The sequence below is a fragment of the Kordiimonas sp. SCSIO 12603 genome, from assembly GCF_024398035.1.
Classification (GTDB): domain Bacteria; phylum Pseudomonadota; class Alphaproteobacteria; order Sphingomonadales; family Kordiimonadaceae; genus Kordiimonas.
The window spans coordinates 2,261,410-2,284,921 of sequence record NZ_CP073748.1 but is presented as its reverse complement, the minus strand read 5'-3'; the positions used below and the strand labels follow the sequence as shown (position 1 = coordinate 2,284,921).

General features: G+C 44.8%; 23 protein-coding genes. 12 read left to right on the top strand and 11 right to left on the bottom strand.

What is annotated here, in order from left to right:
- Window positions 1-12 precede the first annotated feature (12 nt).
- Window positions 13-1,002: a glycerophosphodiester phosphodiesterase family protein gene (locus KFE96_RS10540; RefSeq protein WP_255832563.1), complete on the bottom strand. Its 990-nt coding sequence runs from the start codon at window positions 1,000-1,002 to the stop codon at window positions 13-15.
- 127 nt (window positions 1,003-1,129) lie between these two features.
- Between KFE96_RS10540 and KFE96_RS10535 the strand changes: the two genes are divergently transcribed.
- From KFE96_RS10535 to KFE96_RS10520, 4 genes are all read left to right on the top strand, one after another.
- Window positions 1,130-1,555, top strand: a complete 426-nt coding sequence (locus KFE96_RS10535) for a hypothetical protein (RefSeq protein WP_255832562.1) — start codon at window positions 1,130-1,132, stop codon at window positions 1,553-1,555.
- Window positions 1,545-2,477 (top strand): sterol desaturase family protein, encoded by a 933-nt coding sequence (locus KFE96_RS10530; protein WP_255832561.1) that lies wholly within the window; start codon window positions 1,545-1,547, stop codon window positions 2,475-2,477. The genes KFE96_RS10535 and KFE96_RS10530 overlap by 11 nt, the downstream gene beginning before the upstream one ends.
- 188 nt (window positions 2,478-2,665) lie before the next feature.
- Window positions 2,666-3,847, top strand: coding sequence for an acetyl-CoA C-acyltransferase (locus tag KFE96_RS10525; RefSeq protein WP_247018818.1), 1,182 nt, complete (start codon window positions 2,666-2,668; stop codon window positions 3,845-3,847).
- Window positions 3,848-3,857: 10 nt separating this feature from the next.
- Window positions 3,858-4,991, top strand: coding sequence for an acyl-CoA dehydrogenase family protein (locus KFE96_RS10520; RefSeq protein ID WP_255832560.1), 1,134 nt, complete (start codon window positions 3,858-3,860; stop codon window positions 4,989-4,991).
- A gap of 64 nt (window positions 4,992-5,055) precedes the next feature.
- Here KFE96_RS10520 and KFE96_RS10515 read toward each other — a convergent pair whose 3' ends face one another.
- The 5 genes from KFE96_RS10515 to KFE96_RS10495 all read right to left on the bottom strand — a co-directional run bounded on the left by KFE96_RS10515 (window position 5,056) and on the right by KFE96_RS10495 (window position 8,256).
- Window positions 5,056-5,442, bottom strand: coding sequence for a VOC family protein (locus KFE96_RS10515; protein WP_255832559.1), 387 nt, complete (start codon window positions 5,440-5,442; stop codon window positions 5,056-5,058).
- Window positions 5,439-5,747 (bottom strand): helix-turn-helix transcriptional regulator, encoded by a 309-nt coding sequence (locus tag KFE96_RS10510; protein ID WP_255832558.1) that lies wholly within the window; start codon window positions 5,745-5,747, stop codon window positions 5,439-5,441. Before KFE96_RS10510 ends, KFE96_RS10515 begins: the two co-directional genes overlap by 4 nt.
- Before the next feature lie 131 nt (window positions 5,748-5,878).
- Complete coding sequence (locus KFE96_RS10505; RefSeq protein WP_255832557.1) at window positions 5,879-6,724, bottom strand: hypothetical protein; 846 nt, start codon at window positions 6,722-6,724, stop codon at window positions 5,879-5,881.
- Window positions 6,725-6,807: 83 nt separating this feature from the next.
- Window positions 6,808-7,611, bottom strand: a complete 804-nt coding sequence (locus tag KFE96_RS10500) for a patatin-like phospholipase family protein (protein ID WP_255832556.1) — start codon at window positions 7,609-7,611, stop codon at window positions 6,808-6,810.
- Between the two features lie 51 nt (window positions 7,612-7,662).
- Window positions 7,663-8,256, bottom strand: a complete 594-nt coding sequence (locus KFE96_RS10495) for a molybdenum cofactor guanylyltransferase (protein WP_255832555.1) — start codon at window positions 8,254-8,256, stop codon at window positions 7,663-7,665.
- Window positions 8,257-8,288: 32 nt separating this feature from the next.
- On the opposite strand from KFE96_RS10495, the gene KFE96_RS10490 reads away from it, so the two are divergent.
- Entirely contained in the window at window positions 8,289-10,481 is a 2,193-nt protein-coding gene (locus KFE96_RS10490) for an FdhF/YdeP family oxidoreductase (protein ID WP_255832554.1), read from the top strand.
- 33 nt (window positions 10,482-10,514) lie between these two features.
- On the opposite strand, the gene KFE96_RS10485 is transcribed toward KFE96_RS10490, so the two are convergent.
- Both KFE96_RS10485 and ssb read right to left on the bottom strand, forming a co-directional pair.
- The gene (locus KFE96_RS10485; protein WP_255832553.1) at window positions 10,515-11,444 is read right to left on the bottom strand and encodes a DUF2608 domain-containing protein; all 930 of its coding nucleotides are present in this window, start codon (window positions 11,442-11,444) and stop codon (window positions 10,515-10,517) included.
- Window positions 11,445-11,572: 128 nt separating this feature from the next.
- Entirely contained in the window at window positions 11,573-12,109 is a 537-nt protein-coding gene (ssb, locus tag KFE96_RS10480; protein ID WP_255832552.1) for a single-stranded DNA-binding protein, read from the bottom strand.
- Window positions 12,110-12,368: 259 nt separating this feature from the next.
- Between ssb and KFE96_RS10475 the strand changes: the two genes are divergently transcribed.
- The 3 genes from KFE96_RS10475 (at window position 12,369) to KFE96_RS10465 (ending at window position 14,813) form a co-directional block, all read left to right on the top strand.
- The gene (locus tag KFE96_RS10475) at window positions 12,369-12,896 is read left to right on the top strand and encodes a hypothetical protein (protein ID WP_255832551.1); all 528 of its coding nucleotides are present in this window, start codon (window positions 12,369-12,371) and stop codon (window positions 12,894-12,896) included.
- A 5-nt stretch (window positions 12,897-12,901) separates the two neighbouring features.
- Complete coding sequence (locus KFE96_RS10470; RefSeq protein ID WP_255832550.1) at window positions 12,902-14,062, top strand: DUF1624 domain-containing protein; 1,161 nt, start codon at window positions 12,902-12,904, stop codon at window positions 14,060-14,062.
- Window positions 14,063-14,123: 61 nt separating this feature from the next.
- A complete protein-coding gene (locus KFE96_RS10465; protein ID WP_255832549.1) occupies window positions 14,124-14,813 on the top strand; it encodes a hypothetical protein in 690 nt (229 codons plus the stop codon).
- Window positions 14,814-14,824: 11 nt separating this feature from the next.
- On the opposite strand, the gene KFE96_RS10460 is transcribed toward KFE96_RS10465, so the two are convergent.
- Window positions 14,825-15,250 (bottom strand): GFA family protein, encoded by a 426-nt coding sequence (locus KFE96_RS10460; protein ID WP_255832548.1) that lies wholly within the window; start codon window positions 15,248-15,250, stop codon window positions 14,825-14,827.
- A gap of 133 nt (window positions 15,251-15,383) precedes the next feature.
- Here KFE96_RS10460 and uvrA point away from each other — a divergent pair, with 133 nt between their 5' ends.
- The 4 genes from uvrA (at window position 15,384) to KFE96_RS10440 (ending at window position 21,756) form a co-directional block, all read left to right on the top strand.
- The gene (gene uvrA / locus KFE96_RS10455) at window positions 15,384-18,242 is read left to right on the top strand and encodes an excinuclease ABC subunit UvrA (protein ID WP_255832547.1); all 2,859 of its coding nucleotides are present in this window, start codon (window positions 15,384-15,386) and stop codon (window positions 18,240-18,242) included.
- A 114-nt stretch (window positions 18,243-18,356) separates the two neighbouring features.
- On the top strand, window positions 18,357-19,964 hold the full coding sequence (locus KFE96_RS10450) for a mucoidy inhibitor MuiA family protein (RefSeq protein ID WP_255832546.1): 1,608 nt from the start codon (window positions 18,357-18,359) through the stop codon (window positions 19,962-19,964).
- Between the two features lie 92 nt (window positions 19,965-20,056).
- Complete coding sequence (locus KFE96_RS10445) at window positions 20,057-20,884, top strand: ABC transporter substrate-binding protein (protein WP_255832545.1); 828 nt, start codon at window positions 20,057-20,059, stop codon at window positions 20,882-20,884.
- Between the two features lie 47 nt (window positions 20,885-20,931).
- Window positions 20,932-21,756: an ABC transporter substrate-binding protein gene (locus tag KFE96_RS10440; RefSeq protein ID WP_255832544.1), complete on the top strand. Its 825-nt coding sequence runs from the start codon at window positions 20,932-20,934 to the stop codon at window positions 21,754-21,756.
- Here the strand turns inward: KFE96_RS10440 and KFE96_RS10435 are convergent.
- Window positions 21,753-22,292, bottom strand: a complete 540-nt coding sequence (locus tag KFE96_RS10435) for a DUF924 family protein (RefSeq protein ID WP_255832543.1) — start codon at window positions 22,290-22,292, stop codon at window positions 21,753-21,755. The genes KFE96_RS10440 and KFE96_RS10435 overlap by 4 nt on opposite strands.
- Window positions 22,282-23,400 carry a hypothetical protein gene (locus KFE96_RS10430; protein ID WP_255832542.1) on the bottom strand — a complete coding sequence of 373 codons (1,119 nt, stop codon included), beginning with the start codon at window positions 23,398-23,400 and terminating at the stop codon, window positions 22,282-22,284. Before KFE96_RS10430 ends, KFE96_RS10435 begins: the two co-directional genes overlap by 11 nt.
- Window positions 23,401-23,512: the final 112 nt, after the last annotated feature.

Genomic DNA, 23,512 nt, shown 5'->3' with positions numbered 1-23,512 from the left:
GCTTTGATGAAATCAATCATTGGCGATTAATGGCTCCAGTAACTTCAGACTATTTCGGACACTGATTGCGGTATCAGGGAAGTCAGTAAAAACCCCATCTACCCCCATAGAGTACAATGCCTTAAGCTCTTGCTCAACTGTTTTAAACATTGGGTGGAGCTGATCATTTCTGACAGTCCATACATGTACTACAGCTCCCATTGAATGAGCTCTATCTATAATGTCGGTGGCAGAACCATCTTTATTAACCAACAATGCTTTATTCAAACCAAAGCCGGCTACCCGACCCGCAAATGGCTCTAAAGCGATATCAAGCTCATACCAATCACCTTCCATATTAGGTTTACCTCCAATTAGCATCACTAGTGGGACGTCTGATATCTCACCTACTTTCAACAGGAAGTTCCCATCAAAACACTGGAAAAACAGAGGAATGTCCTTAGAAGATATCTCTGAAAAGAGCGCAGCCAATGTTTTATCAAGTTCACTATCAATCTGCTTAAAAGCATCAGGGCGTTTCATTTCTATATGTAGCCCCACAGGTTTCCTTTTTCCTTTATAGCCCTCTGCAAGCGCAACAATCTCGTCAATCGTTGGAATAGTGCCTTGACCATCAAACTGCTTACCACGGCTTACGCGTGGTTGCTTTGTTCGCAACGTCTTTAGTTCTTCCAATGTAAAATCAAAAACAAACCAATCTGTTTTACCTTGAATTGTCCTCTTACGGTCAGCAAATTCAGGGTGATCAGCAACATTTGTTGTAGTAGAAAGATACCCATCATGCCGTGCGACTAAATGCCCATCCCGAGTCATAACCAAATCTGGCTCTATATAATCTGCCCCCTGCTCTATCGCCAATTTGTATGCTTCAAGAGTGTGTTCAGGCATATAGCCGCTGGCACCGCGGTGCGCGATAACGATTGTGTCCTTTTCCGCTACGGCAACCTCAGCCGCCAAAAACCCAACCAAAACAACCACCATTCCAACAAACAGCTTCTTCATCGTACACTCCCTAAATCCCTTGTGAGCAAAGCGCTTTACTATTGGACTTTTATAAATTGTATCTTAGTTTCAATATTGTGAAGGGAAAGCCATAAAGGCTTAAAAAGTGGGAAAAGGGGCCAATTGGATGAACTGGATATTATTTTCCGGCTCTCTGGTAACAATCGCTATTTTGGCATTTGTTATTCATCGAGTATTTCCTGAAAAAACACTCGGTAAGCAAGCAATGCTTGATGATTATCAGCGTTATAATCCGGATGCAAAACTTGGTGATGCAATTGTTTCCCTGGATGAGCGTTCACTGATCGTTAAAGCTATTACTGCGTCCGGTAATCAACTAGGTTTGGTAAGACAGATTGGTGATCAACTTGTATGTCGTACGCTGGTTGAAGGTGATCAAGTTAACATCAGCACGGGTGGAACACTGAAAGTTTCTTGCCCCGACTTTACAGCGCCGGAATTCATCTTTGCATTAGAAGCCGATGCCCTCGCGAATGCTGAAAAAGCACTAGTTCCCTATACAAACAATCAGGAGGCCGTTCATGCAATCTGAAGCATTGGCAAGCTTAGGCCTGTTTAAACCTACTGAAATGGCCGTTCCGCTCTTTGTTGCGTTGATCATTATCGAACTTATCTACGGCAAAGTAAGCGGCAAGGCTCGCTTTGAAGGCAAAGATACCTTTGTATCCATGTTTATGGGATTGGGTAGTACGGTAGCCGGTGCATTAGCCGCGACCTTCACCGTTGTTCTTGCATACTGGGTGTGGGAAAATGTCGCTATTTTTGATTTTGGATATGCACCTTGGGTGTTCTTACTCGCATTCGTGCTGGATGATCTCGCTTATTACTGGATTCACCGAATGGGGCACCGTATGCGTTGGATGTGGGCCGCTCATGTTATCCACCATTCCAGCCAGCATTATAACCTCTCCACAGCTTTAAGGCAGACTTGGACGGGTTCTATTACTCCTGGCATCTTCTTTAAATGGCCAATCTTTATCCTGGGCATTGAGCCGGGCATTGTATTCTTCTGTGCTGGTCTGAACCTCATATACCAATTCTGGATTCATACGGAAGCGATAGACAAAATGCCTCGCTGGTTTGAGTATACTTTAAATACTCCAAGCCATCACCGTGTGCATCATGCCAATAACCCTCAATATCTCGATGCCAATTACGCAGGTGTTTTCATGTTCTGGGACCGTATGTTCGGCTCTTTCATTCCTGAACAAAAGGATGAGCCCTGTAATTATGGCCTTGTGACCGACTTGGGAACCTTTAATCCTCTTCGTGTCGCCTTCCATGAATGGGTGGGTATTATCAAAGATATTGCATCTGCGAAAACATGGAAAGCGCGCCTAATGTTCCTAGTTGGACCTCCCGGTTGGACACCGGACGGCAGCCGAATGACCAGTGAAATGATCCGGGATGCTTGGGAAAAGCGGCAATCTGAAAAGCAACAAGCCGCTGAATAGAAAATAAAAATTAAGGCAGCATTGCTGCCTTTTTTTATATCTGCTATTCAATTTTCTGTATGGCGTTTATTTTGCACTTGCGAAATAAACTATATTTGGCACATTGGCTGCCAATCAGGCACGCTTATATACATGCCTGAAGGGAAAACGGGGGCTAACCTGCCACCAGTATTTAGGAGACGACGAACATGTCCCAGGATCCAATTGTAATTGTCGGTATGGCACGCACACCAATGGGTGGCCTACTTGGTGATCTATCAACAGTAACAGCCTCTGACCTCGGTTCTGTAGCCATCTCAGGCGCACTTGAAAGCGCAGGCCTTGAAGGTGATGCTGTTAATGAAACGATTATGGGCTGTGTTCTTCCTGCAGGTCAGGGTCAGGCTCCTGCTCGTCAGGCAAGTATCAAATCTGGTATTCCGCAGTCAACTGGCGCAGTTACCATTAACAAGATGTGCGGTTCTGGCATGCAGGCGATGATGCAGGCACACGACAGCATTCTAGCCGGTACCAATGATGTGGTAGTAGCAGGTGGTATGGAGAGCATGTCCTTAGCGCCACACATGATGCCTACAGGCCGTACAGGTATCAAATACGGCGCTGGTCAAATTATTGACCATATGGCGCTTGATGGCCTTACAGATGCATACGGCGGTGAGCCAATGGGCGTTTATGCTGAACTCTGTGCTGAGCACTACCAGTTCACACGTGAAGCACAGGATGCTTATGCGATTGAATCCCTTAAACGTGCTCAAGCCGCTATTGAAAATGATAGCTTCGAAGGTGAAGTAGTACCTGTTGAAGTAAAATCTCGTCGCGGTTCTGTTGAAATCACGACTGACGAACAACCACCAAAAGCACGCCTTGATAAAATTCCAGGCCTGCGCCCTGCTTTCAAAAAAGACGGTTCTGTAACAGCAGCTAATGCAAGCTCTATCTCTGACGGTGCTGCCGCTTTGGTTATGATGAAAGCATCTGAAGCAGAAAAACGCGGCCTTACGCCACTTGCAACACTTAAGGCACACGCGAACCACGCTCATGCACCAGAATGGTTCACTACAGCGCCGGTAGACGCAATGAAGAAGGTTCTCGATAAAGCTGGCTGGACGACAGATGATGTTGATCTGTTTGAGGTAAACGAAGCATTCGCCGTTGTAGCAATGGCAGCGATGCAGGAACTTGGCCTAGACCACGCGAAGGTGAACGTAAATGGCGGCGCTTGTGCCCTTGGGCACCCAATTGGTGCATCTGGCGCCCGTATTTGTGTTACGCTGATTAATGCGCTAAAGAAACGCGGTCTGAAAAAAGGTGTTGCCAGCCTCTGTATCGGTGGCGGTGAAGCAACAGCAGTCGCGATTGAACTGAACTAAAGGCAAGTTAATGCTTCTAAATGAAGAACAAAGAATGGTGCGGGATATGGCCCGCGCCTTTTCTCGTGATAAGATTGCACCAAATGCTGCGTCATGGGAAAAAGCGGGACTAATTCCAGAAGACTTCCTCCGCGAAATGGGCCAACTCGGCCTTATGGGCATGACTGTGCCTGCAGAGTGGGAAGGCGCTGAAACAGATTATGTTTCTTACGCACTCGCACTCATGGAAGTAGCGGCTGGCGATGGTGGCCTATCAACGCTTATGAGCGTGAATAACGCGCCTGTTTGCGCAGCAATCCTTCAGAACGGTGATAACCAGCAGAAAGAAACATTCCTTAAACCGCTCGCACGTGGTGAAATGATCGGTGCTTTCTGCCTGACAGAACCACAAGCCGGTTCTGATGCCTCTATGCTGCGCACTAAAGCAGAACGCACCAATTCGGGCTGGAAATTAAACGGCACAAAACAGTTTATCACTTCAGGTAAAATTGGTGGTGTTGCAATTATCTTCGCTGTTACTGACCCGAGTGCAGGTAAAAAAGGCATCTCAGCTTTCCTAGTGCCAACCAACACGCCAGGATACAAAGTTGCTAGCGTCGAACATAAACTTGGCCAAAAATCTTCAGATACTTGCCAGATTGTGTTTGAGGATATGGAAATCCCATCAAGCTGCCTGCTTGGTGAAGAAGGTCAGGGTTACAAAATCGCACTAGCGAACCTTGAGACAGGCCGTATCGGCATTGCTGCTCAATCAGTTGGTATGGCTAAAGCGGCGTATGAATATGCACTACAGTATGCCAAAGAGCGTGAAGCTTTTGGTGGCCCTATTTTCAACCAGCAAGCAGTAAGTTTCCGCCTTGCGGATATGGCAACACGTATTCATGCGGCTGAACTTATGGTTCTTGATGCAGCAGCCAAGAAATCAGCGGGTGAGCCATGCCTTAAAGAAGCTTGTATGGCGAAACTATATGCCAGCGAGATGGCGGAAAAAGTATGTTCGGACGCTATTCAAACCCTTGGGGGCTATGGATACCTTTCAGAGTATCCGATTGAGAAAATATACCGCGATGTTCGCGTGTGCCAAATTTACGAAGGTACTTCTGATATTCAGCGTATCGTTATTGGCCGTGAAATTGGCCGCTAAATAAAGAAAAGCCCAGTCATTTGACTGGGCTTTGTCTTTTAGTAAGCGAATTATATTTCCTAGCTTACTTCATTTCTATCAACTGAATAAGATTGCCGCATGTGTCATCAAGCAAGGCCATACGAACGGGCCCGGCATCCATAGGTTCTTGTGTGAAACGGACATTCATATCTCCCAATCTCTTTCTTTCTGCATCCAGGTCTTTTACCTGAAAAGAATGGGCTGGAATGCCATCAGCTACTAAAGCATCTTTATAAGGTTTCACCGCAGGGTGGTCACTTGGCTCTAGCAACAGTTCTGTACCTTCAGGCTCTTCATCAGAAACAACAGTTAGCCAGCGGTTTTCACCGAGAGGTATATTATTTTTCAATTTAAACCCCAGAATATCACAATAGAATTTTTCCGCTTTATCTTGGTCATCTACAAAAACTCCCGTGACATAAATTTTCATTTTCCCTCTCCACTTCCAATATATTTTTTCAACCATTCAATTGCGTCTTTGTGCTTCGCCTCCTCATTTAAAGAGTGGGCTTTTGTTCGTCCCTTCCAAGAGGTTTTTATTAAACCTGCCTCTTGTAATACTCTTAGGTGCTGAGAAATTGTTTGACGCGATAAGGCTACACCATCTTCAGGAATAGAGGCCGCACACACTTCAAATAGCGACTGTTCTGATTGCACGCTTAAACGCTCTATAATACGGCGGCGGGTCCCATCAGAAAGAGCCTTGAAAATCAGATCTAACTGTTCATTTTCCATAAGTCATTAAATGCAGTAATTTAACTGCATGTCAAGAAACACCAACAAACTCAGTCTTCATTTTAGTTTCTAAAATGTTATTTTTCTTCAATATGATTGAGGGGCGATATTAAATAAAAAAGCCCAACCATTCAGTGGCTGGGCTTCTTTTTTTCTTTTTCGTTTCGGTAACCAGGTGGCGCTCTATGCTTGAGCTCTTTTGCCTTTTTCTCAAGTTTTAAATTAATAGTTGGTCGCTTGAATTTAATTTCTGATTTAGCCCCCTCTTCCCAGATTTGGTAAAAGCCGTTATCCCGAATTTCCGAAAACTGAAGGGCGCTGGCTTTAAGGTTAGCTGGGGATACCTCCTGTGAATGCCGAACATACTTAAAGTTTACAACATAAGTGTCCTTTTTAGTTTCACCCTTCATGGTAAAGTCAAAAAGATCACCTTTACTTTCCAAATAAGCATCATCAAGTACCCAACCGATGGGCAAATGCATAACAGCCGTTTCACTTATTGAAGAAAAGAGCATGGTTTCTTCAATGGATGAATTAGTAAGTTTTGATATTTCGTGTAATATTAGGTCCGGCTTCACCTTGAAGACATACAAGTCCCCTTCCTTTGACCAAAGGTTACTTACCGTAGCATCAGCAATAAACTGCACTTCATTTGAGGAAGGGTACAAAAATACCTCAGGCACATCTTGCAAGGTAACCTCTGCAGCACGAGCATTTAGAATATTTTCGAAATAACCACGAAAAACTGAAGTTTCAGATGTTTGAGTTAGTTTTTCGTACAAGGCCTTTGGTTGAGAAGTCTTCTGCCAATAATCAATACCCACTTCACCAGAGCTTTTGGCAATCAATGCACCAGAGCTATAGAATTTGCTAACAGTAACGGTATTTACAACATTATCGTCTGAACTAAACACCTCGAAGGTAAAGGCCACGCATAAAAGGCCTGAAACAATCATACTACAAGTTTTGATAGACATCTAACACCTCCATTAACTACAATACGATATATCATAACACACCATATACAAGCATTTAGTGTAGAAGTATTATCAAGCATACTTTATTTTAATGCATAATGAATTTCAGGGAGTACATCATATGCAGCCTTTTTTCCCAGAGCTATTAATTCATCTGCTTTGGTAAAATCAGCTACCTCAACATGCCCAATTTCAGGGCTAATTACCAACTCAGGTTTATCAATACTCATCCGAAGCTTTCCCAGGGTCTTAAGAAGAAGCGCAGCTCCTGCCCTCGCTGTTTTGAAGGCAGCTCGTTTATTAGGCCCACCGGGCTCTAATCCATAAGAGCGTACTCTATGTTCATAATCATTCTGTAGATCAACACCGATTACAAAATCTGCACCTAATTCCCTAGCAGCTCTTACTGGAACCGGATCAACAAGGCCACCATCGACCAACATCATATGCCCTGTCTCAACGGGCGGCAAAACACCGGGAATAGCGGATGACGCCCTTACAGCTGTCACTACATCACCTTTATCAAGATCAATCTGTTCGCCAGTAAAGATGTCTACCGCAACGGCAGCAAATGGCTTTTGCAGCTGTTCAATGGTTTTCACACCGAAATATTCACGCATTTTGCGTTCAATCTTGCCAGCGCCGATCAGGCCGCCCTGATTGAACCCAAATTCACTCATCATGAACATATCTTTATAGCCAACATCTCGGGCTAGTTCTTCAAGTTCATCAAGCATATCAGCGGCAGCACACGCCCCAACAATAGCGCCAATACTGGTGCCTGATATTACATCAACATCAATACCTTCAGCTTCCAACACCCGCAGCACACCAATGTGTGCCCAACCAAGGCCTGCGCCGCCACCCAGAGCAATTCCTAATCTCACTCGCTGTCTCCTTATTATTCTTTAAGAAAACACGTGGGTATTAAGCTTCTGTTATTCAAGAAAAGTTTTCAGTTGAGCTAAATCCGCTTGAGTATTGATATTGAAATAATCTTCTTTTGTTTTTGCTGGGTAAAAGACTGGGTTGTTATCGAGTAGTTTATGGGCTCCATTGACAGCACGTTTACCATTTCCCAAAAGGTTTTGAATGGCTTCCATGTCCTTTACCGGCCACAGCGCACATAAACCATGAAGGCCATCGTCAGCCTCGGCATATGCGCCATCGCCCTCGCCTTTTAATGCTTCAATCAAACCATCGGGTAAAACGGGTACATCAACCGGCGTTGTCAACAGCCAACTATACCCATGCACCCTCGCCCATTTCATTCCAGAGATAACCGCCGATAAGGGGCCGAGGCCTTGGTTCTCATAAACCAACTGATAATCTGCGCTGGTATGGTCATTCGGTAGATTTACTATGATTTCAGCCACATGGGGCTCCAGATTATCCACGGAGAGCGAAAGCAGGCTTTTTCCCAAGAGCTCAGCTTTATATTTATCTGAACCAAACCGTTTCGAAGTACCGCCAGCGATAACAAGACCAGCAATATCAGTTTTTGCTATCATCTGTTCTTGCTGTATAACCACGGAAACAATCTCTTTCTGTTCGGAGGCCTCTTATGCCCACATCACAAACTGATAATCCAACCGTTGTGGGTGGCGGTGTTAAGAAGGTTATATACACACTTAATACCGTTAGGAAAATGGGTGTTAAAAAAGCTGCCAAGGCGCTGAATTCAAATAATACTTGTAAAGCATGTGCACTGGGCATGGGTGGCCAACAGGGTGGTATGACCAACGAACTCGGCGAGTTTCCTTCTGTTTGTAATAAAAGCGTTCAGGCGCAATCCAGTGATACGCAAGCCGCTATTCCTCTTGAAATATTCGAGCACACTCTTGATGAACTGCGAGAGCTGGACGGCAAAGAGATGGAACATCTGGGCCGCCTTAATACCCCCCTGCATAAGAAAGCCGGTGATGATAAGCTTTCTCCTATCAGTTGGGATGAAGCTATGGCCATTGCTGTAGAGCGTTTCAAAGCAACAGACGCAGATCGTAGTTTCTTTTATTCTTCAGGCCGTTCCTCCAACGAAGCTGGTTTTATCTTCCAATTGTTTGCCCGCATGTTCGGAACCAACAACGTTAACAACTGCTCCTATTACTGCCATCAGGCAACCAGTGTGGCGCTCGGCACCACAATTGGCACAGGTACAGCGACAATTGAACTTGATGACCTTGACCATTGTGATTTGGTTTTTGTGGTAGGTGCGAACCCATCGTCCAACCACCCCCGGTTCATCCATAAACTGAAAGCCTGCCGTGAACGCGGTGGAGAAGTGATTATCATCAATCCGGCCAAGGAACCCGGGCTGGTGAAGTTTGCAGTCCCTAAAAGCCCTAAATCCCTGTTGCTTGGTGGTTCTGACATCGCATCAGATTACCTGCAGCCAAATATCGGTTCAGATGTCGCAGTATTTATGGGGCTCGCAAAGGCTGTCTTCGAACAAGAAACAGAAGACCAAGATTTTATTAATAGTCATACTGAAGGCTTTGAAGCACTAATCAAAAAGCTACACCAACAAAGCTGGGATGATATCTGCAGGCTCACGGGTCTTCACAAAACAGATTTTGAGCGTATTGCCGCGCTATACGGCAAATCTGAAAAAACAGTGTTTGCTTGGGGCATGGGGTTAACCCACCATCTGAACGGTGTGGAGAATATCGAAAGCCTCGTAAACCTCGCCCTCCTCCGCGGTATGGTTGGGAAACATCATGCAGGCCTCCTGCCCCTTCGCGGCCATTCCAATGTGCAAGGCATAGGTACCATCGGCGTTAAACCGGTGCTAACTGAAGAAGTTTTCAAACGTATGGAAACCGCCTTTGATATTGCCCTTCCTCGTAAAGAAGGCATGGATACTATGGCTTGCATGGAAGCTGCACATAAAGGCCTAGTAGATACGGCACTTATTATGGGTGGCAATCTTTATGCCGCTAACCCAAGTTCAGATTGGGCCGCAGAAACACTTGATAAAATTGGCTTCAAACTGTTCCTCACTACAACGCTTAACAAAGGCCATGTGCACGGAATTGATAATTCAGAGTGCATTATCTTACCTGTAACAGCACGTGATGAAGAATGGTCCCCTACTACGCAGGAAAGCATGTTCAATTTTGTGCGTTTAAGTGATGGCGGTATTATGCGGCATGACTGTGTTAGGCCAGAAAGCGTTATTCTGTGCGACTTGGCAGACAGCATTCTTCCAGATGCGCCTTTCGCGTTTAATGAATTTAAAAACCACAGTAAAACCCGCGAAGCAATTGCCGAAATCGTGCCCGGAATGGAAGCGCTCGCTGATATTGATGTGGCGAAGAAAGAATTCCATATTAATGGCAGGCTATTCCACACGCCGGAATTTAAAACATCCTCAGGCAAAGCCTCCTTCATCGCTTGTGATTTACCTGAAATAACCACAAATAAAACGTTCCCTTTCACACTCACTACACTGCGGAGCGAAGGCCAGTTCAACTCTATTATTTATGAAAACAAAGATACCTACCGCGGCACTGATGACCGCTGGTGTGTAATGATGAACAGGGATGATATGAAAAGACTGGGTGTTGAACAGCATAACCAGATTACGGTGACATCAGAATTCGGTACCATGGAAGACGTGAAAGTGTTCGCTTTCGATGTACCAGAAGGCAATATCCTCGCTTACTATCCAGAAGCTAACACGCTGACAGGTACTGCCGTTGACGCGCGCAGTAAAACACCTTCTTTCAAGAACACTGCTGTAAACATTACCAAATAAAAAACCGGGTACTAAGCCCGGTTCCCTTTAATCTTATTTTGGCATCGCTGGCATCAGGAGCTGATCTCCAAGAGTGATTTTTATCGCTTCCCACCGCTCATTGGCTTTTGCCTGAAGCTCCTCACTACGAGGGCCTTCGGTAAGTGCCTTTTTGTGTTTATCAAATGCTGTATAGTGGAATGTGCGCACGTTGTAGGCATCACTACCCTTAAACGCTTTGTAAACATTCTCAACATTCTTTGGCGTGTCATCAATGAATACGATATTCTTAATCGGCATATTGATATCTGCTTGCAGCGCATATTGCTCAAGCAGACATTGAAGCATCACGCCTTTATTCTGCCCTGCCAGATACATCACACCCTGTTGGAATGTTACTGGGCGAGAACCATTGATACTACATGGCTTAACCGGGCTCGGCAGGCTTTTTGTACCATCGAAGGCCAGACCATTCGCAAGCACAAACTCTTTGAAGTTTTTGTATTTAGAACCATCCATTTTGAGGTTTCTAAACTGACGGGATGTGGCATCTACATTATCTGTGCCGCGAGCTGTTTCAACAAGCAAACGTACACCACTTTTTGTGAGCGCCTGAAGCTTCTCAGGTAAGCGCTGTTCCGTATATTGCATATTGGAAACATTGAAAATAAGCGCAGAGATTTGCAGCAGTTCTCCAAAATCCTTGGCAACCCTATTAGGGTCACCCTTTTCAATCAGGTGATCTTGCCAATCAAACCAAGCCGCACCGCCCAGATACTGGCAGTTTTTTTCATCCACACACGGCATAGTGCTGATGGTATCATCATTATCAAGTACAAGAAGAGTTTCGTGTGGCTTGAAGCCTTTGAAAACATCCTCAAGTTTCTCATAGCTGTTCAGCTTACCCTTGGTAGCGTCAGCCATAACAGCGGGCGCAGAAGCAACAGCAATCGCCAATGAAACGGTTGTAAGTAACTTACGCATCTAATTAAGCCCCCATTCGGTAAAATACATAATGTTCGAGGTTGATCATAATTCATCCCTCGAAAAACAGAACAAAAAAAATGAGCAGCCATAGCCGCTCATTTCTATAATTTAAAATACTAATCGACTTAGAACGGGATCTCATCATCAAGATCAGCTGCACCACCCATGCCGCCACCTTGTGATTGACCACCGCCAAAACCGCCACCCTGTGCAGGTGCGCCGCCACCGAAGCTATCGCCGTAACTGTCCTGGCTATCACCAAAGCCGCCGGCTGCTCCACCAGCACCCATACCCATGCCACCTGCATCACCACGGCCACCAAGCATTGTAAGCTCACCACGATACTGTTGAAGCACGATTTCTGTTGTATATTTCTCTACACCAGACTGGTCTGTCCACTTACGTGTTTGAAGCTGGCCTTCTAGATACACAGAAGATCCCTTACGAAGGTAGTTTTGAGCCACTTTCGCGAGGTTTTCGTTGAAGATAACCACACGGTGCCATTCTGTACGGTCACGGCGTTCACCTGTTTGACGGTCTTTCCAGCTTTCAGTCGTTGCAACAGAAAGGTTCACAACTGGTGAACCATTACCCATTGTACGCACTTCTGGATCACGTCCGAGGTTACCTACCAAAATTACTTTGTTAACGCTACCGGCCACATTAGCCCCCTTACTTAAATTCTTATAGGCAATAGAATCTGCCCTTTGCGCGACATTAAACGAACTTATGCCCTGCTGCAATTCTCTGCATGAGTAGAAACTGAAAAAACTTGTGGATTACTTTGTTCTATTTTTGTTCTTTTGTCAAATATCACCGATAATGTAACGGCTTATCCCATTTGCTTATCTGCCTGCCTCAAAACAGTTCGTTGCTATAAACCCTTGATATAATCTCTAATCAGGGAATGAGGAGACAATTATGATAAAGATTCTTGCTGTTTCTATAGCTGCGTTCACCCTTTTAAGTTCATCGGTTAATGCGCAAAACCAACCTCAACCTTGCCAGGCAGACCCACACTTCAGAGATTTTGATTTCTGGCTCGGTAATTGGGAAGTAAAAAGCCGAGCAAACGGCCAAATCGCTGGCAACAATTCTATCACTTCTATCGAAAATGGTTGTGCCGTTTTTGAAAGCTGGAAAAGTACCACAGGCGGTACCGGTATCAGTACCAATCACTATAATCCACTGACCAAGAAATGGCGGCAGGTGTGGTTGTCTGCGGGCTCATACTCCATCGATATTGAAGGCGGCTTGGAAAATGGTGCCATGCATCTCGTTGGGCATATCTGGTATTACACCAATAACACATCCTTCCCTATCCGCGGCACCTGGACCCCAAATGAAGATGGCACCGTGCGACAGTTATTCGAACAGTATAACCCATCTACCGAGAAGTGGGACCTGTGGTTCGACGGTATCTATACCCGCACGGATAAAGCGGAGTAGCTACCATGACTGGGATCAAAAGCGAACGCCTGCAATCAATAGATTTCCTGCGCGGGCTGGTAATGATTATCATGGCGTTGGACCATACGCGTGATTATTTCAATATCATCAATTTTGATCCCACCGATTATACCCGTGGTGACACGTGGCTGTTTCTTACCCGCTGGATAACTCACTTTTGCGCCCCAGTTTTTGTTTTGCTGGCAGGTACTAGTATCGGCCTGATGGAAGCCACCAAAAGCAAAGTGGATATATGTAAATTCCTGATCACGCGTGGTTTGTGGCTTATCTTCGTAGAAATGGTGATTATCACTTTTGGCTGGGCATTTAACTTTAACTTCATCACCATGCAAGTCATAGCTGTTCTGGGCTTTTCCATGTTGGTAATGGCTGTCCTTATATGGCTACCTCGTTGGTTTATTGCTGCTTTTGGGATCGTTATCGTATTTGGGCATAACGCTCTGGATTACGGTATATTCCCAACATCAGGCATGGGAAGCCCTGCTCCCTTATGGCATGCGCTTCATAATCCTATTTTTACCATGGATTTTGGCTGGCCTACTTACATAGCTTACCCGGCGCTGCCTTGGATTGGCGTTATGCCACTTGGGTATATATTAGCGCGCATTTATGAACCAAACACTGATGCAGCGTGGCGCCGGAGTTTTCTTATTAAACTAGGTGTTGGTATCACATTTTTCTTTATCGCACTTAGAGCAACCAACTTGTACGGTGACCCTACCCTCTGGAAACAAGAAGAAACATGGGTTCACACACTTCTATCCTTTATAAACGGGCAAAAGTACCCGCCATCCCTTCTCTATCTCGCAATGACATTAGGGCCTGCTCTAATCGTTCTCTCGTATGCAGAGAAATGGCGCGGTTGGCTCTATCATGCCACAGTTATCTTAGGTCGCGTACCTTTCTTCTTCTATGTACTCCATATCTACCTAATTCATGTGGCTGCAATGGCACTGGCGGAATTCCAAGGCATTGGCTGGAAAGCATTGGCAGGAGGCTTTTGGGCTGCGCCTTCTAATTATGGCTTACCACTCTGGGGCGCATGGCTTGTTTGGATAGGCATAGTTGCTGCGCTTTATCCAGCATGTAAATGGTTTGCAGGCGTAAAAGCACGCCGGAAAGACTGGTGGCTCAGCTACCTGTAAATCTTGTGTCTACTTTCTCACCAAGCTAAACATATGGCATGGAACAACTGGGGGGAAAGTGATGCGCCAAACCATAATTTATACACCGAATAAAGTTACAGCAGTAATAACCTTCCTCGTGAGCATCTTGTTCTTGTACTTAATTTATCAAAATTTATTCGTTAATCGGCTTGGTTCTGACACCGAAAAAACCACTATTGCTTACCTGTTTACTGCTTTGTTTCTTGTCGCTGTAAGCTTCGGCGTTCTGCAAGCATTCATTCGCTTAGTCTTGTCATTGATTTCGGTACCCAAATTAGAACTATCTATTGAAGGCATTCGCTATAAAACCGTTCTTTCGAATAAATTATATCACTGGAAAGATGTTGGTCCCTTTACTTTGATCGAGTCTGGTAGCCGTAAGCATCGCATCCGCACTCTTTATGCGCATACAGATATGAAGCACGATCTCCAATACGGCGCGAGTGCTTCTTCAAGTGCTTCATCAAACAACGCAGATATCAAATTTAATATCACTTGGCTGAACACCCCAACCGATGTGGCGGACACCATCAATCTATGGCGAAATGAATATGGCAGTCCGAAGGATGACACTTACCACCTTACAGCTTCTCAAAAACAGGATATGCTAAAAGACCTACAAACATCCCAGCGAAAGCAACAATTAATCCGTATTAGCATTAGCCTCGCCGTGATTGCTGCTTGCTATTATTATCTCTTCCCTATGGTTATAAGGGCACTTAACCAATAGGCCATGAAGGCCTACTCATTATCTTCGAGGAACTGCTTCGCGCCCTGCACTGGTGGTATGGATTTCCAGCGGTTCTTCGTGAAAATTTCGTAAGTGATAGGAATATCTTCTGGCTCATCAAATGTTGCCGTCATCACATCAAGCGTAGAAGTCACTACAGTTTTTCTGTGAGGAAAATCAACACCTTCCCATGTGATCAGCGACCCACAGGAAGTACAAAAACGTCGTACCGCCTTCTCTGTAGCCCTATATTCACCATCAGGCTTTGAAAGCCACTTGAACTGAACCGCATCGACACTCGTAAAAGGCACAAAAGGCGCACCTGCCTGACGCTGGCAATCCTTACAATGGCAATTACCCGTTTGGTGATTTTTCAGATCAATCTGATACCGGGCTTTGCCACAAAGGCAGCCGCCTTCTTTAATGTTTGAGTTCATACTGACAATTCCTGTCACCACTATTGCATTTGTTCTTTATTTGTTCCAAAACTCAAACTATTGTCAAGGCGCTTGACAGGTTAAGGTACACTTGCCACTTGATGGCCTGTAACTTTCGTAGAGTGAGGATTAGATGCTAACTGAAATTTCCGTTCGCGGCGCAAAAGAACATAATCTGAAATCCGTGGATGTTGATATTCCCCGTGATAAACTAGTGGTTATCACAGGTCTTTCCGGTTCCGGTAAATCCTCTCTCGCATTTGATACCATTTATGCCGAAGGCCAACGCCGTTATGTGGAAAGCCTGAGCGCTTATGCTCGCCAGTTCCTTGAACTTATGCAAAAGCCCGATGTGGATCATATTGAAGGGCTATCGCCGGCTATTTCTATCGAACAGAAGACCACGAGCAAAAACCCTCGCTCCACCGTTGGTACAGTTACCGAGATTTACGATTATATGCGTCTATTGTGGGCACGCGTTGGTATTCCTTACTCACCAGCCACAGGCCTACCTATTGAAAGCCAAACCGTTAGCCAGATGGTAGACCGCATTATTGCCCTCGGTGAAGGCACACGCCTTTATCTGATGGCTCCAATCGTTCGTGGGCGTAAAGGTGAGTACCGCAAAGAATTTCAGGAGTTACAGAAACGGGGTTTTCAGCGCGTTAAAGTGGATGGCGAATTTTACCTGATTGATGAAGTCCCTACACTCGATAAAAAATTCAAACACGATATTGATGTGGTAGTTGACCGCTTAGTTATTAAAGATGATATGCAGCAACGCCTTGCCGACAGTGTAGAAACAGCGCTTGATCTCTCTGAAGGACTTGTAGCCATTGAAACTGTCGTTAAAGGTGAAGACGGCGAACGGCACCTGATGTCTGCAAAGTTTGCCTGCCCTGAATCAGGTTTCACTATTGAAGAGATTGAGCCGCGTCTTTTCTCATTCAACAACCCGTTCGGCGCTTGTACATCCTGTGATGGTCTTGGTGAAAAGCTGTATTTCAACCCGGACCTTGTTGTGCCTGATGAAACCAAAACAGTGAAAGATGGTGCTATTGCCGCATGGGCTAACAAAGCTAACAATCCATCTCCCTTCTATTTCCAAGCGCTAGACGCTGTAGCTCGCCATTTCGATGTATCTCTGGATACAAAATGGAAAGACCTACCGAAGAAAGCACAAGACGCGTTTCTATACGGTACAGGCAAAACACCCGTGACCATTACCTATGCCGACGGCAAACGTAAGTTTGAGGTGAACAAGCCTTTCGAGGGTGTAATCAACAATATCGAGCGCCGCTGGCGTGAAACAGACAGTAACTGGATGCGGGAAGAATTGAGCAAATATCAGAGCTCTACCACTTGTACTTCCTGTAAGGGTGATCGTCTCCGCGCGGAAGCACTCGCTGTTAAAATTGATGGGTCCCACATCAGCAATATTACTGCACTTTCCATCAAAGGCGCGCATGATTGGTTCGGCGCTCTTCCTGAAAAGCTTACCGAAAAACAAAATGCTATTGCGGAAAAAGTTCTCAAAGAAATTCAGGACCGCCTTAGTTTCCTTAATAATGTAGGACTCGAATATCTTAACCTAAGCCGTTCATCTGGAACGCTTTCCGGCGGCGAAAGCCAGCGCATTCGGCTTGCCTCGCAAATTGGTTCAGGCCTTACCGGTGTACTTTATGTTCTGGATGAACCATCTATTGGTTTGCACCAACGGGACAATGATCGTCTCCTGGAAACACTGCAAAACCTACGTGATATCGGGAACACCGTTCTAGTAGTTGAGCACGATGAAGATGCGATCCGCACCGCTGATTATGTCATTGATATGGGGCCAGGTGCTGGCGAACACGGCGGCACTATCGTTGCTGAAGGTGCTCCGCAAGAAGTGATGAACCACCCAAAGAGCCTCACGGGCCAATATCTTACTGGCAAAAGAGAGGTACCAATCCCTGCCGCTCGTCGTACAGGCCATAAAGATAAATTCCTGACCGTTAAGGGGGCAACCTCAAACAACCTCAAGAATGTGACCGGCTCAATCCCTCTTGGCACCCTAACCTGCATTACAGGCGTATCTGGTTCTGGTAAATCTACCTTCACCATTGAAACTCTATACAAGGCCATCGCAAAGCACCTGAATGGCTCAAGGGTTATGCCCGGCGCACACAAGGAAATTGAGGGACTTGAGCACCTGGACAAGATCGTTGATATCGACCAAAGCCCGATTGGCCGAACACCTCGCTCCAACCCGGCTACATACACAGGTGCTTTCTCCCCAATCCGAGAATGGTTCGCTGGACTTCCTGAAGCGCAGGCGCGCGGTTATAAAGCTGGGCGTTTCTCCTTCAACGTAAAAGGCGGACGCTGTGAGGCGTGTAAGGGTGACGGCGTTATCAAAATCGAAATGCATTTCCTGCCGGACGTATATGTGGAATGTGATCAGTGTAAAGGTAAGCGCTACAACCGGGAAACTTTGGAAATTCGCTTTAAAGACAAAAGCATATCGGATGTTCTTGATATGACTGTTGAAGAAGGTGTTGAGTTTTTTAAAGCTGTCCCGGCCATCAGAAACAAGCTAGAGATGCTTGATAAAGTGGGTCTCAGCTATATCCGCGTAGGTCAACAGGCCACAACCCTATCGGGCGGGGAAGCTCAGCGCGTTAAGCTCGCAAAAGAGCTTTCGAAGCGCTCAACGGGCAAGACTGTTTATATCCTGGACGAGCCAACCACAGGTCTGCATTTCGAAGATGTCAGAAAACTGATGGAAGTTTTGCAGGCACTTGTAGACCAAGGCAATACGGTTATCGTGATTGAACATAATCTTGAGGTTATCAAAACCGCCGACTGGATTTTAGACCTCGGCCCAGAAGGCGGTGATGGCGGCGGTGAAATCGTAGCAACAGGTACACCTGAAGAGGTAGCAAAGAATGACCGTAGTTACACTGGCCGCTATCTAGCACCAGTTCTTACTCGTCAGGCTGCCGAATAAGGCAATATTTAGGCATATAATTCCCTATACAGCACATACATCGTGTGTTCATTTCTATTTGATAGAAATGAGCGCATGATGCATTCTAAGAGCAAGACACTATGGGGAATAATCATGAAAAAATACTTATTTTCGGGCCTTTTTATATCAACAGCCCTAATCTCTACATCTGCATTCGCTGGTGATTATACAGCTGGCACCAAGGTAAACGCTGCCACCATATACCGTAATGGAGGTGCCCTCGTTAGCAGAGCAACGACATTTGATCTCCCTGTCGGCATTCACACGATTAGTTTTCCCATGCTGCCGGAAAGCGCAGACGAAAATTATTCACCTTTTATTAATATCCTGAAAGGCTCTGCCCAAATTAACAGCGTGAAGTTCAGGGAGGTATATTCCGCAAATACAACGTCTGACGTACAGAAAAAAATTGAAGCAAAGATAAAAATCGCGCGAAATCAGATACTTGAAGAAAACAAACTCATAGAAACCAGCCATCTTCAAATGAATTTCCTTCGTACCCTGGGGAATTCATCGCCGCAACAAGGAACTGCTTTATCAGTTAGCGATTGGCAAACGGCCTTCCAATTTATTGGCGACAAAGGTGAAGGATTACTTGAAAAGATATCCGCTTCAAAAAACAAAGTATCCAAGCTGAATGATGAAATCAAAGCTCTTCAACGAGAGCTAAAGGCCGCAGGCAGCAAACAAATTGATACCATGACAGGCATCGCAACCATTGAACTTGATAGCCCACAAACTATCGAACTAGCTGTAAACTATTTCATGGAAGACGCGGGATGGGAACTTGAAGTCAGCAGCAGTCTTAATACCGAAAGCGATGAGATAACTATTACAGATAAAGCATCCATCCACCAACAAACCGGCGAAAACTGGCAGGATATAACTCTATCTCTTTCAAACAATGATAGCTTTGGAGACTTTGGTTCCGTTGAACAACGACCATTATTTTTGAATCTATTAAAAGATGAACGCTTCAAAACATATGAACCAGCTAGAACAGAGCGCAGACTCATTCAGGCAGATGGCCTTGAAGAAGTGGTGGTGACGGGTTCTAGAATTACCACCAACAACAGTTTATTCGATCGAAGTTACAGCATCAAAGGTGCTTATAGTCAAAACAGTTCAGCTGATAGTGAGGAAATTCTTATCTCTCGTAACAGCACACGCACCCAAACAGTTATTCGTGCACTGCCGCGGGAGAGCTCAACCGCATACGTTTTTGCTGAAGCACAGTTTGAAGAGCTTGAAACACAGCGCAATACCCAAGCATCCCTATACCGCGATGGGCATTTCATCGGTAAAGATGATTGGCCAGACCTTATCAAAGGGAAACGCCTGAAGCTACCCTTCGGCGCTGACCAACAAATAAAAATCACCTATCAGGAACAACCTCCCAAAGATGATAAAAGAGGTGTTTTCAGCAAATCAAACATCGAAGAAAAACGCTACCTTATTAGCGTTATCAATGAACATAACAGCCCGCAAATCATAGAAATTTATGATCGGATGCCTGTTTCAGGCCATGACGATATTAAAGTAACCACAATTAAGGGCGCGACCCCACCTGCAGATCAAAATATGGATAACAAACAAGGCTTGTTAATGTGGCGAAAAACCCTTGAGCCAGGTGAAACTTGGGAAATCAAACATCAGTACCGTATTACATACCCTGCTGATCAGCGTTTAGGGCGTAGATAGAAATAGAATTTTAACGAGGGGAATGATACCATTACATTTCCCTCATATTGTTGAGGTTAGTAATTGAGTTTGAACAATGCTTGCGAACCTATATGGCCCTGAACATAAAAAACAATAAGTTCAATCGACTATTTTCCAATAAGATCAAGTCCCTAACACTTATGGGACTAGCTGTTGCATCCGTTCAAACACAAGCGAATGACACACTAAAAATCGCAACCCGCCACGATCTACCCCCTTATGTTTATGAACGCGCCGACCATGGGATTGAAATTGATCTCATAAGAAAAATTGCGAAAATTGCCAACCTTGATGTTGAGTTTGTACAAATGCCGCGTATCAGAATGATCCAGTCATTCGACGCTCAACAAATGGATGGTATCCTTACTCAGAACCCCAAAGCTTCCAAAGTTGGTTGCGCAACTGAATGGTACCTAAAACATCAAAACTTTGCTTTCACACTGAATGATAGAGAGCTAAGCATCAGTGGACTGGATGATTTAAAATCTATCCGGCTTGTATCATTTGATGGAGCAACCCAATACCTAGGCCCTCGGTACAAAAATACCGTTTTACAAAACCCAGCCTATACCGAAGCAGCTGATCAAAGCACACACATAGCACTTCTCTACAAAGGCAGATTTGATGCCGTGGTTGGAGACGAATGGATTTTAAAACTAGCCCAGCGCAGATATTATGAAACAACGGGTAATTATATGAAAATGCAGCAGCACGAAATTCTGCCTGCTTCATACTATATCGCTCGCTTCCATGATCAGGCCATTTGTGATGCCTTTAATACTGCTTTAAAAAATATCAGGGAAAACGGTACATACCGCCAAATTGTAAGCACATATTACGATACCATCTCAATGGCTGGAATATTAAATAGCCCAAATCAAAAGATAGTGGTACCGTAAATAAAACCGTATAATAAAGGGTACTGTGTAAGCAGGCATTCAGTAATATGTCTTCAACTTTAATTGCACCAAAAAGCAATATTTCACTACTTCATTTGAAGACTTTGCTCTCAAGCATAGGCTTATTTTCTTTATTCTGCTTTACAACCAGCCCTTCTCTTGCGCAAGAGAAAGAAACTCTTCTTGTTGCCAGCCGTATAAACACGCCGCCTTTTGTTTTTGGTGAGTTTAAGGGTGGCATTGATATGGAAATCCTCGCCGCAATAGAGGAACGCAGCAACCTTCAATTTGAGTATGTTCACCTTCCCCGTAAGCGAATGGTAGCACCTTTTGAAGGCACCAATCTGGATGGATATTTAATTCAACCGAAGAACACGAACACAGATGGCTGCGTAACAGATTGGTATATTCAGCATTTAGCGCATGTAGTTACTTTAAAAGAAAAGCGTCTGAAGATCGAAAATGTCAATGATCTTGCCAATCTAAAGATCATATCCTTTGATGGTGCTTCAAAGTATCTATCTCACGCCTTCCGGAAGGCTACAAGAAACAACCCCAACTACGTTGAATCCTACCATCAACAATCGCACATCGAAATTTTATACAAGGGCCGGTTTGATGCCATTGTCAGCGACAGCCTGGTTATCAAATATCACCAGAAAAACCATTTTGATCGCACTGGCGAATATCACGCAATGGAATCTCATAACATTCTGGATCCGGTCCAGATTTCAGCTCGCTTCAAAAACCCTGAACACTGCAAGCAGTTCAACAGCGCATTGAAAGAAATCAAAGCAAACGGCGTTTACGATCAGATATTATATAAATACGAACATGATGTATTAGAGATCACTCAAACGCCATCACGTTAAAAGCGGCTTCCCGGTTGTTTTAAAAACTCAAGCTCTTCCTCAGTATTCTCTCTGCCCAGAATTGCATTTCTGTGAGGATAACGGCCAAATCTATCAACAATCACCTTATGCCTAAGTTCAAAATCTAGGTTATCTTCAAGCCCGGGCGCGCTGAACAACTCTACTGCTTCTTCATGTATCTTTGGTTCTTCACTATGCATATAAGGCATGTAAAGGAATTGCTTCATCTCCGCTGACCAACCCTCGCCCACACCCCGCAGTACAGCCTCTTGTGACAGTACAAGAGCAATCGGATCGGCAATAAAAGCGCGAGGGGTATCGCGGAACATATTTCGCGCAAACTGATCAATCACAATGATTTCAGCTAACCTGCCGCGATCTGTCTCTCGCCATTCAGATAAGCCGCCCAAAATAGCTAGTTCATAAGTATCTATAAATTTCCGGCGAATAATGGCATCAAAAGCCTCAGATTTTTGCCACCATTGTTTTGGCCCATTTTCCGTAAACCAAAAATATAAAACATCTTCAGCGCGCATCCCGCTTACCTTTCATTTCCGGCAACATCCGTAATATCGCTTCTCCAAATTTAGAAGCTTTCTCCATCGCGTCTAAATCTGGCTTCTCCTGTACTCCAGGTTTTGAAGTAATCGTCAGTGCCATATAACCCTTTCGAGCACACAGTACACTCTCTGGTAAAACAGTATCTGCATCTATGGCACGTATCTTACTGTAAGAAGGATTTAGCTTAACCAAGCCTTGAGCAACCATCTTCATGATGTTCTCAAATCCGGTAGACGTAAACACTCCTGCCTTTTCAATATACGCAACTTTCTCATTTTGTGGGGTATCGTAATTTAGAACATAGATATCGCGTTCCTCGAACTCAGAGGCATGGTGATTAAGGTAATGTTCCAGTCCGTACCCCAATAAGCGGCCACCTGTTGAAACAACCAGTCTAACCTCCGTATCATTCGGCATTTTCCGCCATAAACCACATGCAGTAGAGCTAGCTGCAGCGACACCAGTTAAATGACCTGAGTTGATGTCGTTTACTGAAATTCGGTAAAGACAAAAAATGCTTAGTAAAGAAACGGTGATTACTAGCTCGAACCAACCTGCAAGCCCGAAACCCATTATATAAAAAACAGGGATAATAACAGCCCATATAAAGACAAATACATATGCATAAAAAATTATGTTTTTATAATCACTTAATTCAATCTTTTTATTCAAAAATTTAAGATCATTATCCAGTGATGCGCAAACAATATAAAGCCGCTTCCCGCTCCCTTTTTTGGCGACTAGATTAGAAGATATTACGGAGGGTACAAACCAATCGATCGGTGTTCTGCGACCGTCCATATGCAGCATAAAGCAGCCAACCAATAGAAGCCCAACAAGCAAAGCTATATACGGCATAACGGATGCCATCCATATCGCCCCTAAAGCGCCACCAACCATCACAAGTTCAATGGACCAAACTGATCTAGGGAGACGAAGGCCTTCTTCTGCTATTTCAACATCAGGTTCAGCTAGTAATTCAGTCATCAGCGCTTCGCGAGCCATCATCTCGTCTTCACTACCAACCTTGCGCTCAGGCCATTCCGATAAAATGCTATAGATATGCTTGGCCGAAATCGACATAAGCCCTCAAATCCCGCTTACTTCCCAGAAACTTATCTTTTTTGCTTACAATAAAAGCCTGTCTCCGGTAAACAGGCGCCAAACGTAAAAAGCAAATAAGTTGGTTTTTGTA

What these genes read in the sequence shown, in the direction of transcription:
- KFE96_RS10535 (WP_255832562.1), top strand. Translation starts at nt 1,130, where the DNA reads ATGAACTGGATATTATTTTCCGGCTCTCTGGTAACAATCGCTATTTTG.
- KFE96_RS10485 (WP_255832553.1), bottom strand. Translation starts at nt 11,444, where the DNA reads ATGCGTAAGTTACTTACAACCGTTTCATTGGCGATTGCTGTTGCTTCT.
- KFE96_RS10440 (WP_255832544.1), top strand. Translation starts at nt 20,932, where the DNA reads ATGTCTTCAACTTTAATTGCACCAAAAAGCAATATTTCACTACTTCAT.
- KFE96_RS10460 (WP_255832548.1), bottom strand. Translation starts at nt 15,250, where the DNA reads ATGAACTCAAACATTAAAGAAGGCGGCTGCCTTTGTGGCAAAGCCCGG.
- KFE96_RS10515 (WP_255832559.1), bottom strand. Translation starts at nt 5,442, where the DNA reads ATGAAAATTTATGTCACGGGAGTTTTTGTAGATGACCAAGATAAAGCG.
- KFE96_RS10520 (WP_255832560.1), top strand. Translation starts at nt 3,858, where the DNA reads ATGCTTCTAAATGAAGAACAAAGAATGGTGCGGGATATGGCCCGCGCC.
- uvrA (WP_255832547.1), top strand. Translation starts at nt 15,384, where the DNA reads ATGCTAACTGAAATTTCCGTTCGCGGCGCAAAAGAACATAATCTGAAA.
- KFE96_RS10435 (WP_255832543.1), bottom strand. Translation starts at nt 22,292, where the DNA reads ATGCGCGCTGAAGATGTTTTATATTTTTGGTTTACGGAAAATGGGCCA.
- KFE96_RS10530 (WP_255832561.1), top strand. Translation starts at nt 1,545, where the DNA reads ATGCAATCTGAAGCATTGGCAAGCTTAGGCCTGTTTAAACCTACTGAA.
- KFE96_RS10430 (WP_255832542.1), bottom strand. Translation starts at nt 23,400, where the DNA reads ATGTCGATTTCGGCCAAGCATATCTATAGCATTTTATCGGAATGGCCT.
- KFE96_RS10540 (WP_255832563.1), bottom strand. Translation starts at nt 1,002, where the DNA reads ATGAAGAAGCTGTTTGTTGGAATGGTGGTTGTTTTGGTTGGGTTTTTG.
- KFE96_RS10505 (WP_255832557.1), bottom strand. Translation starts at nt 6,724, where the DNA reads ATGTCTATCAAAACTTGTAGTATGATTGTTTCAGGCCTTTTATGCGTG.
- KFE96_RS10510 (WP_255832558.1), bottom strand. Translation starts at nt 5,747, where the DNA reads ATGGAAAATGAACAGTTAGATCTGATTTTCAAGGCTCTTTCTGATGGG.
- KFE96_RS10465 (WP_255832549.1), top strand. Translation starts at nt 14,124, where the DNA reads ATGCGCCAAACCATAATTTATACACCGAATAAAGTTACAGCAGTAATA.
- KFE96_RS10475 (WP_255832551.1), top strand. Translation starts at nt 12,369, where the DNA reads ATGATAAAGATTCTTGCTGTTTCTATAGCTGCGTTCACCCTTTTAAGT.
- KFE96_RS10450 (WP_255832546.1), top strand. Translation starts at nt 18,357, where the DNA reads ATGAAAAAATACTTATTTTCGGGCCTTTTTATATCAACAGCCCTAATC.
- KFE96_RS10445 (WP_255832545.1), top strand. Translation starts at nt 20,057, where the DNA reads ATGGCCCTGAACATAAAAAACAATAAGTTCAATCGACTATTTTCCAAT.
- KFE96_RS10525 (WP_247018818.1), top strand. Translation starts at nt 2,666, where the DNA reads ATGTCCCAGGATCCAATTGTAATTGTCGGTATGGCACGCACACCAATG.
- KFE96_RS10490 (WP_255832554.1), top strand. Translation starts at nt 8,289, where the DNA reads ATGCCCACATCACAAACTGATAATCCAACCGTTGTGGGTGGCGGTGTT.
- KFE96_RS10470 (WP_255832550.1), top strand. Translation starts at nt 12,902, where the DNA reads ATGACTGGGATCAAAAGCGAACGCCTGCAATCAATAGATTTCCTGCGC.